Origin of the sequence: Streptomyces sp. NPDC086080, from assembly GCF_044540255.1 — a bacterium.
Taxonomy (GTDB): Bacteria; Actinomycetota; Actinomycetes; order Streptomycetales; family Streptomycetaceae; genus Streptomyces.
Genome location: NZ_JBITRU010000019.1, coordinates 1 through 14249, shown reverse-complemented (window position 1 = coordinate 14249; position 14249 = coordinate 1). Strand labels below are relative to the sequence as shown.

General features: G+C 72.8%; 14 protein-coding genes and 1 pseudogene. 5 read left to right on the top strand and 10 right to left on the bottom strand.

Annotated features, from left to right (window positions below; genetic code table 11):
• The first annotated feature begins 187 nt into the window (after window positions 1-187).
• Window positions 188-928 (top strand): CBS domain-containing protein, encoded by a 741-nt coding sequence (locus ACIF9R_RS22285; protein WP_399982762.1) that lies wholly within the window; start codon window positions 188-190, stop codon window positions 926-928.
• 357 nt (window positions 929-1285) lie between these two features.
• On the opposite strand, the gene ACIF9R_RS22280 is transcribed toward ACIF9R_RS22285, so the two are convergent.
• Complete coding sequence (locus tag ACIF9R_RS22280) at window positions 1286-2332, bottom strand: alcohol dehydrogenase catalytic domain-containing protein (RefSeq protein ID WP_399982759.1); 1047 nt, start codon at window positions 2330-2332, stop codon at window positions 1286-1288.
• A 479-nt stretch (window positions 2333-2811) separates the two neighbouring features.
• Here ACIF9R_RS22280 and ACIF9R_RS22275 point away from each other — a divergent pair, with 479 nt between their 5' ends.
• Complete coding sequence (locus ACIF9R_RS22275; protein WP_399982757.1) at window positions 2812-3687, top strand: pyridoxamine 5'-phosphate oxidase family protein; 876 nt, start codon at window positions 2812-2814, stop codon at window positions 3685-3687.
• 449 nt (window positions 3688-4136) lie between these two features.
• On the opposite strand, the gene ACIF9R_RS22270 is transcribed toward ACIF9R_RS22275, so the two are convergent.
• The 4 genes from ACIF9R_RS22270 to ACIF9R_RS22255 are packed head-to-tail and all read right to left on the bottom strand — an operon-like array spanning window position 4137 to window position 8551.
• Window positions 4137-4793, bottom strand: a complete 657-nt coding sequence (locus ACIF9R_RS22270) for a potassium channel family protein (protein WP_399982754.1) — start codon at window positions 4791-4793, stop codon at window positions 4137-4139.
• Complete coding sequence (locus tag ACIF9R_RS22265) at window positions 4790-5449, bottom strand: potassium channel family protein (protein WP_399982752.1); 660 nt, start codon at window positions 5447-5449, stop codon at window positions 4790-4792. The genes ACIF9R_RS22270 and ACIF9R_RS22265 overlap by 4 nt, the downstream gene beginning before the upstream one ends.
• Window positions 5446-8295, bottom strand: coding sequence for a cation-translocating P-type ATPase (locus tag ACIF9R_RS22260; protein WP_399982750.1), 2850 nt, complete (start codon window positions 8293-8295; stop codon window positions 5446-5448). Before ACIF9R_RS22260 ends, ACIF9R_RS22265 begins: the two co-directional genes overlap by 4 nt.
• A 43-nt stretch (window positions 8296-8338) precedes the next feature.
• Window positions 8339-8551, bottom strand: a complete 213-nt coding sequence (locus ACIF9R_RS22255; protein ID WP_399982748.1) for a hypothetical protein — start codon at window positions 8549-8551, stop codon at window positions 8339-8341.
• 129 nt (window positions 8552-8680) lie between these two features.
• On the opposite strand from ACIF9R_RS22255, the pseudogene ACIF9R_RS22250 reads away from it, so the two are divergent.
• Window positions 8681-8821: pseudogene (locus ACIF9R_RS22250) on the top strand (IS3 family transposase); the annotation flags it as partial.
• A 353-nt stretch (window positions 8822-9174) separates the two neighbouring features.
• On the opposite strand, the gene ACIF9R_RS22245 reads toward ACIF9R_RS22250, so the two are convergent.
• A complete protein-coding gene (locus ACIF9R_RS22245; protein WP_399982746.1) occupies window positions 9175-9408 on the bottom strand; it encodes a DUF2249 domain-containing protein in 234 nt (77 codons plus the stop codon).
• A 125-nt stretch (window positions 9409-9533) separates the two neighbouring features.
• On the opposite strand from ACIF9R_RS22245, the gene ACIF9R_RS22240 reads away from it, so the two are divergent.
• On the top strand, window positions 9534-10007 hold the full coding sequence (locus ACIF9R_RS22240; RefSeq protein ID WP_399982743.1) for a hemerythrin domain-containing protein: 474 nt from the start codon (window positions 9534-9536) through the stop codon (window positions 10005-10007).
• 59 nt (window positions 10008-10066) lie between these two features.
• Here ACIF9R_RS22240 and fdxA read toward each other — a convergent pair whose 3' ends face one another.
• A complete protein-coding gene (gene fdxA, locus ACIF9R_RS22235) occupies window positions 10067-10387 on the bottom strand; it encodes a ferredoxin (protein WP_399982741.1) in 321 nt (106 codons plus the stop codon).
• Between the two features lie 125 nt (window positions 10388-10512).
• Between fdxA and ACIF9R_RS22230 the strand changes: the two genes are divergently transcribed.
• Window positions 10513-11220: a helix-turn-helix transcriptional regulator gene (locus ACIF9R_RS22230; RefSeq protein WP_399982738.1), complete on the top strand. Its 708-nt coding sequence runs from the start codon at window positions 10513-10515 to the stop codon at window positions 11218-11220.
• A gap of 366 nt (window positions 11221-11586) precedes the next feature.
• On the opposite strand, the gene ACIF9R_RS22225 is transcribed toward ACIF9R_RS22230, so the two are convergent.
• The 3 genes from ACIF9R_RS22225 to ACIF9R_RS22215 form a co-directional block, all read right to left on the bottom strand.
• On the bottom strand, window positions 11587-12501 hold the full coding sequence (locus ACIF9R_RS22225; protein ID WP_399982735.1) for a universal stress protein: 915 nt from the start codon (window positions 12499-12501) through the stop codon (window positions 11587-11589).
• Window positions 12502-12516: 15 nt separating this feature from the next.
• On the bottom strand, window positions 12517-13404 hold the full coding sequence (locus ACIF9R_RS22220) for a universal stress protein (RefSeq protein ID WP_399982732.1): 888 nt from the start codon (window positions 13402-13404) through the stop codon (window positions 12517-12519).
• Window positions 13405-13674: 270 nt separating this feature from the next.
• The gene (locus ACIF9R_RS22215) at window positions 13675-14109 is read right to left on the bottom strand and encodes a cobalamin B12-binding domain-containing protein (RefSeq protein ID WP_399982730.1); all 435 of its coding nucleotides are present in this window, start codon (window positions 14107-14109) and stop codon (window positions 13675-13677) included.
• Window positions 14110-14249: the final 140 nt, after the last annotated feature.

The window sequence follows — 14249 nt, the reverse complement described above, 5'->3', positions numbered from 1 at the left end:
GTACGACCGCGACCGGCCCGTGCGCGAGGGCGCTTCCGCGGCGCCGCCGGGCCGGTCGGCCCTGACCCCGAGTCCCCTCGGGCCCTGGGCCGCGCGGGCCGCACCCGGGAGGCTGGGGTCGAAGGTTCCGTGGGACGTTCACGTCGGCGCCGCCGACAGGGCCCCGACCGGTCGAGGAGGATCAGTCATGAAGGTCACCAGGGTCGGCTCCATCATGACCACCGACGTCATCACCGCCGAGTACGGCACCCCCTTCAAGGAAGTGGTGCGCCGGCTCGAGAACCACGGCATCAGCGGCCTCCCGGTGATCGACGAGGACGACAAGGTCATCGGCGTGATCTCCCAGTCGGACCTCATGCTCCGCCAGGTCCGTTCCGCCGGGTCCGGTGACACGTCCGGTGTCTGGACGCAGCGGCTCCGGGGGCTGAGCCGCCGGGTCCGCCACGAGGCGGCCAAGAGCCGGGCACGGACGGCCGGCGGGGTGATGTCCGCTCCCGCCGTCACGGTACGGGCCGACGCCACCGTCTCCGAGGCCGCCAGGCTCATGACCGAGCACGGGATCAAGCGGCTGCCGGTGGTGGACGAGGAGGACCGGCTCACCGGGATCGTCACCCGGCGCGACCTGCTCCAGGTCTTCCTGCGCACCGACGACAGCATCGAGCACACCGTACGCAAAGAGGTCCTCGGCCGCACCCTCTCGCTGGGACCGTACGCCGTCGCGATCAGCGTCCGGGACGGTGTGGTCACCCTCACCGGCCGGCTGGAGCGCCGCAGCGACATCGCCGTGGCGCTGCGCACGACGGGCCGCGTCGACGGGGTCGTCGCCGTCGTGGACCAGTTGTCGTACCGCGTCGACGACACCCGTCTGCGGCCGGCCGAACCCCCCGCGGTGCACGGTGTGGCCGACGGCTGGATCAGCCGCCTGTGAGGCGGTGATCGTCACCACACCAGCGCTGTGGGCCGGACAGGGCGTCCTGAACAAACAGGGCGTCCTGAACAGGGGTGTCCTGAGCGGCCCTCGCAGCCATCGGCCTTCAGGGCGGGTGGGGGCCGGCCGGCCCTCCCGGCCGGGGCCGTTCGGCCCTACGCCCGGCGGGCGGGCGGAGGTGTCATGGAAGGGAGCCGAGGGCCACAGCAGACACGGAGAAGCGGAGCGAGACCGCGCACCGTGCAATGAGGGCCCGCAAGAAGCGGGCGGCCCTCGGCTCCATCGCGGCCCGGCAGCGGCCGCCACCCGCCCTCCGACCTCCCTGATCCCTGACACCCCGCGGGTGCCGGAGGACGGCTACGGGGACGGCTCCGGCAACTCGCGGTGCAGCACCACCTTGAGGGCGCCGGTGTCCGGTCCGCCGGAGAAGACCTCGTAGGCGTCCTCCATGCGGTCGAGAAGGAATCTGTGGGTGACGAGCGGGAACACCGTGAGCCGTCCGTAGGCCACCAGGTCGAGGAGCCAGGGCGTCGAGGACGTGTCGACCTGACCGGTGCTGATCGTCAGGTTCTTCCGCCACAGGGACTCCAGATGCAGGGTGGCCGGTTTGCCGTGCATCCCCACGTTGGCGATGTGTCCTCCGGCGCGCACCACGCGCGTGGCCAGGACGAAGCTCTCCGGATCGCCCGCCGCCTCGATGACGACGTCGGCGCCGGGGCCCTCCGACAGATCGGCGACCATCCGTCCGGGCAGTTCGGCGGCATCCGCGCCCACTCGGGTGGCCGCCTCCAGCCGGGAAGGGGACAGGTCCACCGCGACGATCCGCCGGGGCGAGTAGAGGCGGGCGATCATGACGGCGGCGAGCCCCACCGGGCCCGCGCCGACCACGACGACGGTGTCCCCCGGGCCCACGTGTCCGCTGCGCACCCCCACCTCGTAGGCCGTGGGCAGAAGCTCGGCGAGCAGGACCCCGTCGTCGGGAGAGAGGTACGGGGGCCGCCGGTGCGTGGAGTGGTCGGCGAACGGGACGCGGACGAACTCGGCCTGCGTCCCGTTGATCTCCCGGCCCAGGATCCATCCACCGCCGCCCCGGCACTGCCCGTACATGGCGTCGAGACAGGGTGGGCAGTGGCCGCAGGCCGACACGGACGACACGATCACCTGGTGCCCGGGCCGCCGGGTGTGCACCGCCCGGCCCACCTCCACCACTTCGCCGACCGCCTCGTGCCCGAGGACGGTCCCGGGCTTGACCTCGGGAAGGTCGCCCCGCCGGATGTGCAGATCGCTTCCGCAGACGGTGGTCGCGTCGACCCGTACGATCACGTCGGTGTCCTGCTCGATCACGGGATCGGGGACGGTGTCCCACGATGTCCGTTCGGGGCCGTGGTAGACGAGTCCGCGCATGGCCGCTCCCTCGCTCGCCGTGTCCTCTCCACCGTCACCCGCCGGGGACTGCCGGGCAACACGGCGCTGCCCGCGCCCGCCCCGTGCCGCACGGGCGCCGGGCGCGCGCGACCCTGCTGCGCACCCGTGACGGGCACCGGCCACGGCCCGAAGGGGAGGGCTTAGCCCGGTCGGCCCACCAGCACGGACTTCCGACGCCCGTCCGGGGTACCCGGCGAGCGGCGGTTCGTCTCCGCGGCCGGAAGCACCGCGGATCCGCCACCGAGGAGATATGACCGATGACACCTCCTGCGCTCCGCAGCAGGGTTCCGCTCCGCGGAGGGGACCCGCTCAGGGAACCCGCGGCCAGGCCCCCGCAGGGCGGATGCCGGGCGTGACGGGACGGCGCCCGCCGCCACCGTTCCCCGGCGGTCCGCTGCGCCGGGCCTCGTGAGGGGGGCAGTCGCATTCACCGGTACGGTGAGGAAAGGGCGGCCACCATGCACGCTCACCTGGGCGATCAACTCGTCGTCGAGAGTCCGGCGACGGGCGTCCCGCGGCGCGACGGCGAGATCGTCGGACTGCACCACGACGACGGCACACCCCCCTACGACGTGCGCTGGTCGGACACACAGGACGTGACACTCGTCTTCCCCGGCCCCGACGCCCACGTCAAGCACCTCGGACACGAACCCGGAACCGACGCCGGCCCGCCTGCCCCCGCCGGCCCGCCGGACCCCGGTGACATCGGCCGGCGGGTGGCCACCGAACGCAAACGGCGGGGCCTGACCCGGGAGGAGACGGCCCGCCGCGCCCGGATGGCACCGGACTACCTCGCCTACCTGGAAGAGCATCCCGGCGACCCCAGCATGGCCACCCTCGTCCGGCTGGCCACGGCACTGCACACCAACGTCCGGACCCTGCGCGGCGCCGGCACCGACCTGCCGCCCGGCCAGGGCGTGGCACTGCTGCACCCCCGCCTGCGGGACCTCGGGCCCGACGAGTGCCGGACCCTGCTCTCCACACACGGTGTCGGACGCGTCGCGGTCGGCACACCCGAGGGACCCGCCGTGATCCCGGTCAACTACGAGGTCGTCGACGACGCGATCGCCTTCCGGACCGCTCCCGGCTCCGTGCCCGCGGCCGCCGCGGGCACGGAGATCGCCTTCGAGGTCGATCAGCTGGACGAGGCCATGAGCCGGGGCTGGAGCGTGCTGGCCGTCGGCCCCGCACGGGCCGTCACGGAGCCCGACGAGGCGCGACGGCTGAGCGAACGCGCCCACACCACGCCGTGGGCCGGGGGCACGCGCGAGATGTGGGTGTCGTTGCGGCCCGCCCGCCTCACGGGACGCCGCATCACCCCGGCCGAGGGGTGAGCGGAGAAGGCCACTCCCACGACTCCCCGGCCGCCGCGCGTCACCCCGCGTGTCGTGTCCCGTGTCGCGCGGTGCAGGGGAGAAACCCCGAGCGTTCCGGGAGCCGTCCCGGGGCAGCACGCCCGGTGCCCAGGGCGCGGTACCGCTGCCGCCGGCACTGGGGCCTGTCCGGCGGATCGAGTCGGAGGAAAGCTACGGCGCCTTGCAGCCCGGGTGAGCGGGGTCTGGTGCGTGCAGCTGCAAGGCGGAGGAGGGAGTCGACGCGATGGGGGTTCCCCACTCGAGCGAAGCCGAGAGTGGGGGAGTCGGCGAGTGACGACAACGCCGCAGATGGGCGTGCCAGGCCCCGCGTCTCCGGCATGATCCGCCGGACAGGCCCTAGGGCCCCGCACGCCGCGACGTCCGGCCCGGACCTCCTTGTCGTCCTGCTCCTGACCGGCGCGTGCCGGCTACTGAAAGGCCGCGTGGATCTCCCGCTCGGTGGCCGCGTGGGAGACGAGGAGGAGTTCGTCGCCGGGCCGCAGCCGCATCCCGGGGGTGGGGACCGTGGGCTGTCCCTCCCGGACGACGGTCGCGACGACGGTGCCCGCGGGGAGGACGATGTCGGCGAGCGTGCGGCCCGCGGCCCGGGACTGTGGGGTGATGGCGGTCTCGATGACGTCCACACCCGCCTTGCTCAGGCGCAGCAGTGCGACGGTGTCGGTGGCGCCGGTCGCCTCCTCGATGAGGGAGATCAGGGGTGTGGCGGCGGGGACCGCGGTGTCCACGCCCCAGTTCTCGTCGAAGAGCCAGGTGTTCTCCACCTCGTTGACCCGGGCCGCGACGCGGGGCACGGCGAACCGCCGCTTGGCGAGGAGGCTGATGACGAGGTTGTCCTCGTCGGCGCCCGTGGTGGCGATGACGAGGTCGGCCGTGAGGATCCCGGCATGCTCCAGGAACGCGGGTTCGCACGCGTCTCCGGCCAGGAGGCGCACCGGCAGCCGTCCTTCGAGTCCGGCGACGCGGTCGTCGTCGATGTCGACGAGGGTGACATCGTTGTGGGCGGCGGCGAGGACCTGCGCGATCTGCGTGCCCAGGCGCCCGGCGCCGACGACGAGGGTCTTCACGTTCCCAGCTCCTTGTCCAGGAAGCCGCGCAGCCGCCCGAGCGAGGTGGCGGCGACGGCGAAGGTGACCAGGTCTCCGGCCTCGGCCGGGGTGTGGTGCGCGGGGACGAGCGAACGGCCCGCCCGGGTCACCTCGACGACACGGATCTCGCCGTCGACGTCGAGTTCGGTCAGCGGCCGGCCGGCGAGATAACCGGGCAGGTGCGAGCGGATCAGCAGTGTCTCGCCGTTGCCGAAGGTGACCTCCGGGGTGAGGTGGCGGTGCAGCAGCCTCTGGTGGATCTCGTGCACGGTCCAGCGGACGCCGGCGACGGTGGGGATGCCGAGGTCATGGCAGATGTCGGCGCTGCGGGGGGCCTGGACCTGGGCGAGGACGGCCGGCACCCGATAGGCCTCCTTGGCCGTCCGCGCGCCGACGATGTTGGTGTTGTCGCTGGAGGTGACGGCGACGAACGCGTCGGCGTGCTCGATGCCGGCGGCCTCGAGCACCGTACGGCTGTAGGCGCTGCCCTCGTGGAAGCGGCCCGGGAAGCCCGCGGGGAGCAGCCTGCGGCTCCTGGCGTCACGGTCCACGACGCTGGTGTCGTGGCCCTCGGTGACGAGTCGGGCGGCGAGCAGGGAACCGGCCCGTCCGCAGCCGGCGACGATCACTCTCATCGGGTCTCTCCTTCCGGGGCCGTGCGTCGGCGGCGCAGCCACGCCTTCCTGAGTTCCTCCGCGACCAGCACCAGCACGCCGAGACCGGTGAGGAGCGCCCAGTCGCCGGCGTCCAGCGGGGCCGTGTTGAACAGCGCCTGGAGCGGGGGCAGATAGCTGATGCCCGCCATGACGACGATGCCGACGCAGCCGGCGGCCAGCAGCCAGCGATTGGACAGCGGGCCGGTGCGCAGCAGGCTCTGCCGGTCGGTGCGTACCGCGAGGGCGACGAAGAACTGGCTGAGCACGATTCCCGCGTGCACCAGCGTGACCGCCTCCCGGTAGACGGGGTCGTCCTCGGTGATGTCCCCCCACGGAATACCGGAGGCGTGGATGTGCCAGAAGAACACGGCGGTCACACCGATGGCCTGGATGCCGCCCAGGAACAGGATGCGTCCCATGACCGCGGTGGAGAACAGCCGTTCGCGCCGGGAGCGGGGCGGCCGGTCCATGACGTCGGACTCAGGGGGCTCGGCGCCGAGCGCCAGGGCGGGCAGCACATCGGTGCCGAGGTCGATGGCGAGGATCTGCACGGCACTGATCGGCACCAGCGGGAACCCGGCGAAGGTGGCGGCCACGATCGGGACGAGCTCGCCGATGTTGCTGCTGAAGACGTAGACGAGGAACCTGCGGATGTTCTGGTAGACCGAACGGCCGAGCCGCACCGCGGCGGCGATGGAGGCGAACGAGTCGTCGAGGAGCACCATCACGGCCGCTTCCCGGGCGACGTCGGTGCCGGAGGCGCCCATCGCCACACCGATGTCGGCATGCTTGAGTGCCGGGGCGTCGTTGGCGCCGTCGCCCGTGACGGCGACGACCTCGCCGCGCCGGTGCAGGGCGCCCACGACCCGCATCTTGTCCTCGGGGCCGACCCGGCACAGCAGCAGTTCCCCGGGCCGGCCCAGGAGCGTGTCCAGGCCGTCGTCGTCCAGGGCCTCGAAGGCGGCTCCGGTGACCACGGTGGGGGCGGGGCCGGTGACGATGCCGACCCTCCGGGCGACGGCCTCGGCGGTCAGCGGGTGGTCCCCGGTGACCATCACGATGCGGATGCCGGCCCGTCGGCAGGCGGTCACCGCCTCACTCACCTCGGGCCGCGGCGGGTCCAGCATCCCGACGAGCCCCAGCAGCGTCAGCTCCGACTCGGCCGTCTCCCGGCCCGGACGAGGGCCGGGCACCGGCCGCCGGGCCACTGCCAGCACCCGCAGCCCCCGGGAGGCCATCGCGTCGTTCGCGGCGACGATCTCCGTCCGCAGCGCGTCGGTCAGCGGCCGGCGCTCCCCCGCCCAGTCGGCGGCGACGCAACGGTCGAGCAGTTCCTGTGGCGCGCCCTTGGCGTAGACGTGGTAGCCGTCGGTGTCCTGGTGCACGGTGCTCATGAGTTTGCGGCCGGAGTCGAAGGGATGCTCCGCGACGCGCGGTGTCGCGGCCTCCTCCGCCGCCAGGTCGAGCCCTGCCTTCGCCGCGACGACGAGCAGCGCCCCCTCGGTGGTGTCGCCGAGCACCCGCCATCCTGCGTCGTCCGAGGGCGGAACCAGCCGGGCGTCGCAGCACAGGGCCGCCGTCCTCAGCAGCCCGCGCACCGGTTCCGGGTCGGCGATGTCGCCGTCGGGCGCGTAGCCCACGCCGGTCACGGCGTGTCCGGTCCCGCCCGCCCATACGTGGACGACGGTCATCTCGGCCCGGGTGAGGGTCCCGGTCTTGTCGGTGCAGATCACCGTGGTGGACCCCAGTGCCTCCACCGCCAGCAGCCGCTTGACCAGGGCGTGCCGCCGGGCCATCCGCCGTACACCGATCGCCAGGGACACCGACATCGTCGCGGGCAGGCCCTCGGGAACGAGCGCGACCATGACGCCGAGGGCGAAGACGAAGGTCTCGACGAACGGCTGCCCGGTCGGCAGGCGTACGAGGAACAGCAGCGCACCGATCGCCAGGGCCGTCCCCGCGACCCTGCGGGCCATCAGGGCGATCTGACGCTGCAGCGGGGTCCGCCGGCCGGGTGCGGCGGCCGTCAGCCGGTAGATCTTGCCGAACTCGGTGGCCGTACCGGTGGCGAACACCACCGCCTTCGCGGTGCCGGCCACCACGTCGGTGCCCATGAACACGCAGTTGCGGGCCTGGAGGACCGGTCCTTCGGCCACGGGGTGGGCCGTCCGGCCGACGGCGTCGCTCTCCCCGGTGAGCGCCGCGTTGTTCACGGAGACCTCGTGCGCCTCCACCAGCCTGCAGTCCGCGGGCACCGCGTCGCCGGCCTCCAGGACGACCACGTCGCCGGGCACCACGTCCTGGGAGGGCACCTCGCGCGGATCCCCGTCGCGCAGCACCCGGCAGGTGTGTCTGACCATCGCCTGCAGCGACTCGGCGGTCCGTTCGGCGGAGTACTCCTGGGCGAAGCCGATGGCGGCGTTCAGCATCACCACGCACACGATCGCCACGGCGAGCTGCAGCGTGCCGGCGTCCCTCGGGTCCTGAAGTCCGTAGGCCAGGAAGGTGATCGCGGAGGCGACGAGCAGGACGACGGCGAACAGGTCGGTGAACTGGCCGGCCAGTTGCCGCCACGGTCGTCTCCGGTGCGCGGAGGGGAGTTCGTTGGGGCCCAGCCGGGCCCGCAGGTCCTCGGCGGCCGCCGAGGTCAGCCCCCGCGGCGAGGTGCCGAGCGCGGCGAACACCTCGCCGGTCGGCAGGGTCCGGACCGCGGCGGCGTCCCCGGTCGAGGGGGCGGTCGCTCCGCGGTCCCCGTACCCGTTCCCCGGCGGCCGTACGGACGTCCCGGCAGCCGTGGCGGAACGCCCGGCTTCCTGCCCCGTCACGAGCCGACCGCGCACGGCCCGCCACCCAGCGGCGCGCGACGCCTCACGACGTCCTGGCCTTCCCCGCATCGGCCGCCGCGATACGGCCGATGGTGTGAGGGGCCGGAATGTTCCCGACGTTCTCGCGGCGGCCGGTCTCCCGGCGGGTCATGGTGTCCCGGCGGGAGACAGCGTTGATCGCTGCCGCCTGCTCCTCGTGCGTCCGGCCCGCGTCCCGCCGGAGCCGGAGGCGCGGGTCGGCGAACGGATCTGGCATGAGTGCGACCTCTTCGGTGGGCGTACTCCCATCATGGCCCGAGGCCGGTGGCAGAGTTCGTCTTCCGCGGGACTCCAGGGTGAATCCGGCCGTGGAACGCGGCCTGTCGATGCGGTCCCGGACGGGGCCGAGGCCGACGCCGGCGAACGGAACGACATGCTCACTACCGAGGAGAAGGACGAGCTGGCTCAGCTGCGGCGCGAGGTGCGGGAACTGCGACGGGCGAACGAGGTCCTGCGGACGGCCTCGGCTTTTTTCGGAGGAGAGCGGTTGCAGGAACGTCGTTCGCCGTCCACGAGGCGTCGCCCCCGGCGTGTCGGCGCAGGGGCGAGCCGGGCGCGGAGGGTGCGGAGGGCGCCGAGACGCTCCTCGTCGAACTCGACGGCGGGATCGGCCTCGACGAACGTCATGACGATTCCGGCCGGCGCCGGAGCGTCGTCGTCACCGGTGCCACTGCCGCCCCGTCACGGATCCGGCAGGCAGGGCGCGTTACCGGGCGGTGCTGCGACCCCGTCAGGGGGCCGGGGCCAGGGCACAGGCGGGTCCTCCGGACGCGTGCGGTCCGAGGGGTGCGGCACCGGCCCGACGCCGGGCACGCACTCGGACCGCACGCCTGGCGGCTCTCAGCCGGCGAGCCGTCCGATCCGGACCTTCCACACCTCCGGGCCCTCCTCCAGGTACTCCCAGGTGAACCGGCCGGCGTGCTCGGCGGCGAACTGGTAGTACAGCGGCTTCGGGTCGTGATCGTTGACCAGGACGAACTGCTCGTCGGCGGCGAGCGCGCCGTAGGTGCTGAAGATCAGTTCGTGTCGGCGTGCGGGGATCTCCTGGCGGATGTCCAGTTCGGCGCTGGCCATGTCCTTCTCCTCGGTTGCTTCGCTTTGTACGTCCAACTTGTTTTTACAGTATCACTCGTTAAAACTAGGTCACGCCGACGGAGCCGTGGAACGACGGCGCAGGACAGGAAGAAAGGTGCCGCCCGATGGGTGTGGAGACAGTGGCCGAGGCGCTGGAGCGCGAGCATCACGAGATCGACGAGGGCATCGAGAGGTTCGCCGCCGGGCTCGCCGCCGGCGAGCCCGACCCGCGGCCGCTCGCCCGCGCGGTGGCGGCCCTGCGCCGGCACATCTACCTGGAGGAGGAGTTCCTCTTCCCTCCCCTGCGGGCGGCGGGGCTGGTCATGCCCGTGTTCGTGATGGTGCGTGAGCACGGGCAGATGTGGAGCCTCCTGGACACGCTCGACGGCGACCCGGGCGACGCTCCCGCGCGCGCGGCGACCGCGGACCTCCTGCGGGAACTCCAGGAGCAGCTGGACGCCCACAATCAGAAGGAGGAGCGGATCCTCTACCCGCAGACCGAGCGGGCCCTGACCGAGACGGAGAAGGCCGGGCTGCGGGAACTGCTGGAGACGGGGCGGACCCCCGAGGGGTGGGTGTGCGAGGCGCTCCGGTCCTGACACCGGGCCGCGCCGCCCGGCGCGCAGGCGGGCGGCGCGGCCCGATGGCTCGCACCCCCTCACTCCCCCTGCGGGGGAAGCGCGGCGATCAGCGGATGGTCGCGCTCGATCGGCCCGAGCCCGGCCGCACCACCCGGCGACCCGAGAGCGTCGAAGAACTCGACGTTCGCCCGGGTGTACTCCTGCCACTCGGCCGGCACGTCCTCCTCGTAGAAGATCGCCTCGACCGGGCAGACCGGCTCGCACGCCCCGCAGTCCACGCATTCGTCCGGGTGGATGTACAGCGACCGCTGCCCCTCGTAGATGCAGTCCACCGGGCATTCCTCGACGCAGGCCTTGTCCTTCACGTCCACGCACGGCTGCGCGATCACATAGGTCATCGGCGCACCTCCTCCTCATGACCCGAGGGTTTCCACTGGTTTTTACAAATACTACCTGTTAAAAACAGCCCCGCCCCTTCGGGTGCCCCTCGTTTCCACCACATGCGTTGGGTAGAATCGGTCATATGAGTGAGCGGACGGTGCATGATGCGGCCCCTGCTCCCGCCGTGGGCGAGAGCAGGGGCCGCGTGCTCGACGTACTGCGCGCCGCGCCCGAGGGAGCGGGGGTCCGGGAGATCGCCGAGCAGACGGGTCTGCACTCCAACACGGCCCGGTTCCACCTCGACATCCTGGTCAAGGAGGGACTCGCCGAGCGGGGCACCGGGGGGCACGGCCGGCCGGGCAGGCCCCGTACCGTCTACCGCGCCGCCCCCTCCCCCCGGGTGCCGGCGGGCCGCCGCAGCTACCGGCTGCTCGCCCAGATGCTCACCGGTCTCGTCACCGAGGCGCTGCCGCAACCGGCGCAGGCCGCGGTCGGCGCCGGTGAGGCATGGGGCCGTTATCTCGCCGACACCCCTTCGCCCACCCAGCGCGTCGACACGGAGGAGGCCCTCCGGCGGCTGGCCCAGGTGCTCACGGACGTCAGCTTCGCCCCCGGCCCCGTCGAGAACCGTCCGGGCCCCGTGATCCCGCTGCACCACTGCCCGTTCCGGGAGATCGCGGCGGACCACCGCGACCTGGTGTGCTCCCTCCACCTGGGCCTCATGCGGGGTGCCCTGAAGGAAGTACGGGCCCCCTTGGACGTCGACCGACTGGAGCCCTTCGTCGAGCCCTCACTGTGCCTGGCCCATCTCACTCCCGTGAAGCAACGCCGACCGGATCACGACGCCTGACCGCCCGCCGACGTCGGCGGGCGGCTCGAAACGGGTGGCCCCACAGGCCACCCGGGGCTGGGGGAGCCCGGGTCCCCGAGGGTGACGGAGCCGACTCCGAGGGCCGATGGGCGGCCCGGCCCGACGATGGCCAGTCTGCGGGTGCGCGGGGGCATCGGCGTCGAAGCGGCGGTCGCCCGCTGTCGGCGCATGAGCCGCGACTCGCTCCCGGCACCCCGCGCGCCGCCCGCGCCGCGGCCCGGCGGAGACGGCGTCGTGAGCATCCTCACCGGCGCGTTCCCCGCCCTGGTCGGCGGCCGCCTGCTCGGCGCACGCGGGGACATCGGCCTCGGCGAGCCGGTCTCCGGCGGAGCGGCCGGCCGTCGGTCAGGCGTCGCCCTCGCGGTGCGGCACCACCACGACCGGGCAGGCGGAGTGGTGCAGCAGCCCGTGGGCGACCCGGCCGAGCTGCAGCCCGAAGTGCCCGTCCCGGCGACGGGCGCCGACGACCAGCAGGTCGGCCCGGTGCGAGGCGTCCAGGAGGACCCGCCGGGCGTACCCCTCGACCGTGCGCCGGTACACCTGGAGGTCCTCGGGGACGTCCCGCAGCGCCGCCTCCAGTTCCTCGGCCGCGCGCTCCTCGTGCAGACGGGCGGGCTCCCCGGCCATCAGGGGATGGTCGGCACTCTCGTGCGCGGGGCACCGCCAGGCACGTACGGCCTCCAGGGCCACCCCGCGCCGGCGCGCCTCCGCGACGGCGAAGCGCAGGGCCGCCGACTCCTTGGGGTCGTCGCCGACTCCGACGACGACCCGGCCGTGCACCGGCGGCGTCGCCTGGTTGTCGTGACTGCCGCGGAGCACGATCACCGGGCAGTCCGCGTGGGCGGCGACGGCCAGGCTGACGGAGCCGAGCAGCAGTTCGGCGAGACCGCTGCGACCGCGGGTACCGACGATCAGCGCGGCGGCGTCGCGGCCCTCGCGCACCAGGGCGTACTCCGGCTCCTCCGGCACCACGTCGGTGGTCACCGGCAGGCCGGGGTGCCGGGCGTGGGCGCGCCGGGCACCGGCGTCGGCGATGTCCTGCGGCGACGGCGCCCGCGCCGGACCACCGACGTCCTGGGCGAGCGCGGCTCCCTCGTACCGGTCCCACAGGTGGGCGTACACCACCCGCAGCGGTACGCCGCGCAGCACCGCCTCGTCAGCCGCCCAGTCGACGGCCCGCAGGCTCGGCTCGGAGCCGTCCACACCCACGACCAGGTACTCGCCGTCGCCTCGTCCGACCGCTGCGTTCATCATTCTCATTCCTTCGTGTCGTGTTCAGCCGTGGGCGACCACGGCCACGGGGGCGGTGGCGTGGTGCAGCACCGCATGGGTGATCGGTCCGATGTGGGCGCCGACGTGACTGTGGCGGATCCGGCGGCCGACGACGACCAGGGACGCCTCGTGGGAGGCGCCGATCACCCGGTCGGCGGGACTGCCGCAGCGCGCTTCCTCGATCACCTCGACGTCCGGGTACTTCTCCCGCCAGGGGCGCAGGACCGCGGCCAGGGACTCGGCCTCCTGCCCCTCCAGTTCGGCGGTGAGTCCCGGGTAACCGGGCAGGGCGTAGGCGTAGTAGGGCGGCAGGTTCCAGCCGTGCACGGCCTTCAGCGCGGTGCCACGGCGGGCGGCCTCCTCGAAGGCGAAGGAGATCACCGAGTCATGGGCGTGGTCGGTGTCGACACCGACCACGACGGGCCCGTCCGCGGCCCCCGCGGGCAGCTGGTCGTGCCCGCCCGTGGCGTGCCCGACGGAGCGTACGAGGACGGCGGGGGTCTCGGTGTGGGCGATCACCACCATGCCCACGGACCCGACGAGAAACCCTCCGAGCCCGCTCAGCCCGCGCGAGCCCAGAACCACCAGCTCCGCGTCCTTCGCCACGTCGGGGAGCACGTCCATGGGTCGTCCGGGAATCTGTTCCACGGCGACGTCGAGCCCCGGGTGCCGCGCACGCAGGCCCGCGGCCGCCTCGCGCGGAAGCCGCTCGCTCCAGTGCCAGAGTGTTCCGCCCCTGGACGATGCCTCCGCCATGGGTTCCGGGACGGGTTCCCAGACGCGCACCAGCAGCAGTCGCGCACCGCGCAGTTCCGCTTCACGGGCCGCCCAGTCGGCAGCGGCACGGCTCTCGGGCGAGCCGTCGTAGCCCACGGTCACGGTGCCGGACATGGCGTCCACCTCCTGGGTCGGTGTGTTCCGATCCCAGAATGACGAGGCGGGAGTTCCGGGTGCAGTGACCGCAGGTCCCGGTCCCCGGGCCGAAGGGCCCCGGTGATGGCCACGGCCGCAGGACCTGCCCCGGCCTGCCGACCGGGACGGCTCCCCCACTCATAGGGGACTGCGGCAAGGCCATCCACACCCAGGCCGAGTCCACCGACACCTCGCTGACTGTCAGCCCGGATCCCGTAGGCCTGTACTCCCCCGGTCGACCGACGTGTGCTACGAGACCATACGCCCGGGAGATTCCTCGCTCACGCCCACATGAGTCGTCACCCATTCAACGAGCGTCGCCATCGAAGTGCCCGGCGTGAACAGTGCCGTGACACCACTCTCCAGGAGAGTTGCCACGTCGTCCTCCGGGATGATGCCGCCGCCGAACACGACAATGTTTGACGCGTCCTCCTGCTGGAGCAGTTTCATGACTTCCGTGAACGCGGTCATGTGAGCTCCGGACAGCACAGAAAGTCCAATGCCATCAGCATCTTCCTGAACGGCAGTCGCAACGATCTGCGCCGGCGTCTGATGCAGTCCTGTGTAGATGACTTCCACACCCGCGTCACGCAACGCTCGCGCGACCACCTTCGCTCCCCGATCATGGCCGTCGAGACCTGGCTTGGCCACGACGACCCGTAGTGGTGACGATTGCACTGACAACTCCTCGCTCCAGGATCCGTGTTGGAGTTGGCTCTAGACATCGGCCGGCACGTAGGTGCCCCACACCTCGCGCAGCGCGTTGCACACCTCGCCCACCGTCGCGCGGGCCTTCAGGGCGTCCTTCATCGGGTACAGGACGT

Bases quoted from the DNA above. Each gene is read 5' to 3' on its own strand.
- ACIF9R_RS22240 (WP_399982743.1), top strand. From the start codon at position 9,534: ATGGGTGTGGAGACAGTGGCCGAGGCGCTGGAGCGCGAGCATCACGAG.
- ACIF9R_RS22230 (WP_399982738.1), top strand. From the start codon at position 10,513: ATGAGTGAGCGGACGGTGCATGATGCGGCCCCTGCTCCCGCCGTGGGC.
- ACIF9R_RS22255 (WP_399982748.1), bottom strand. From the start codon at position 8,551: ATGCCAGATCCGTTCGCCGACCCGCGCCTCCGGCTCCGGCGGGACGCG.
- ACIF9R_RS22220 (WP_399982732.1), bottom strand. From the start codon at position 13,404: ATGTCCGGCACCGTGACCGTGGGCTACGACGGCTCGCCCGAGAGCCGT.
- ACIF9R_RS22280 (WP_399982759.1), bottom strand. From the start codon at position 2,332: ATGCGCGGACTCGTCTACCACGGCCCCGAACGGACATCGTGGGACACC.
- ACIF9R_RS22275 (WP_399982757.1), top strand. From the start codon at position 2,812: ATGCACGCTCACCTGGGCGATCAACTCGTCGTCGAGAGTCCGGCGACG.
- ACIF9R_RS22245 (WP_399982746.1), bottom strand. From the start codon at position 9,408: ATGGCCAGCGCCGAACTGGACATCCGCCAGGAGATCCCCGCACGCCGA.
- ACIF9R_RS22225 (WP_399982735.1), bottom strand. From the start codon at position 12,501: ATGAGAATGATGAACGCAGCGGTCGGACGAGGCGACGGCGAGTACCTG.
- ACIF9R_RS22285 (WP_399982762.1), top strand. From the start codon at position 188: ATGAAGGTCACCAGGGTCGGCTCCATCATGACCACCGACGTCATCACC.
- fdxA (WP_399982741.1), bottom strand. From the start codon at position 10,387: ATGACCTATGTGATCGCGCAGCCGTGCGTGGACGTGAAGGACAAGGCC.
- ACIF9R_RS22265 (WP_399982752.1), bottom strand. From the start codon at position 5,449: ATGAGAGTGATCGTCGCCGGCTGCGGACGGGCCGGTTCCCTGCTCGCC.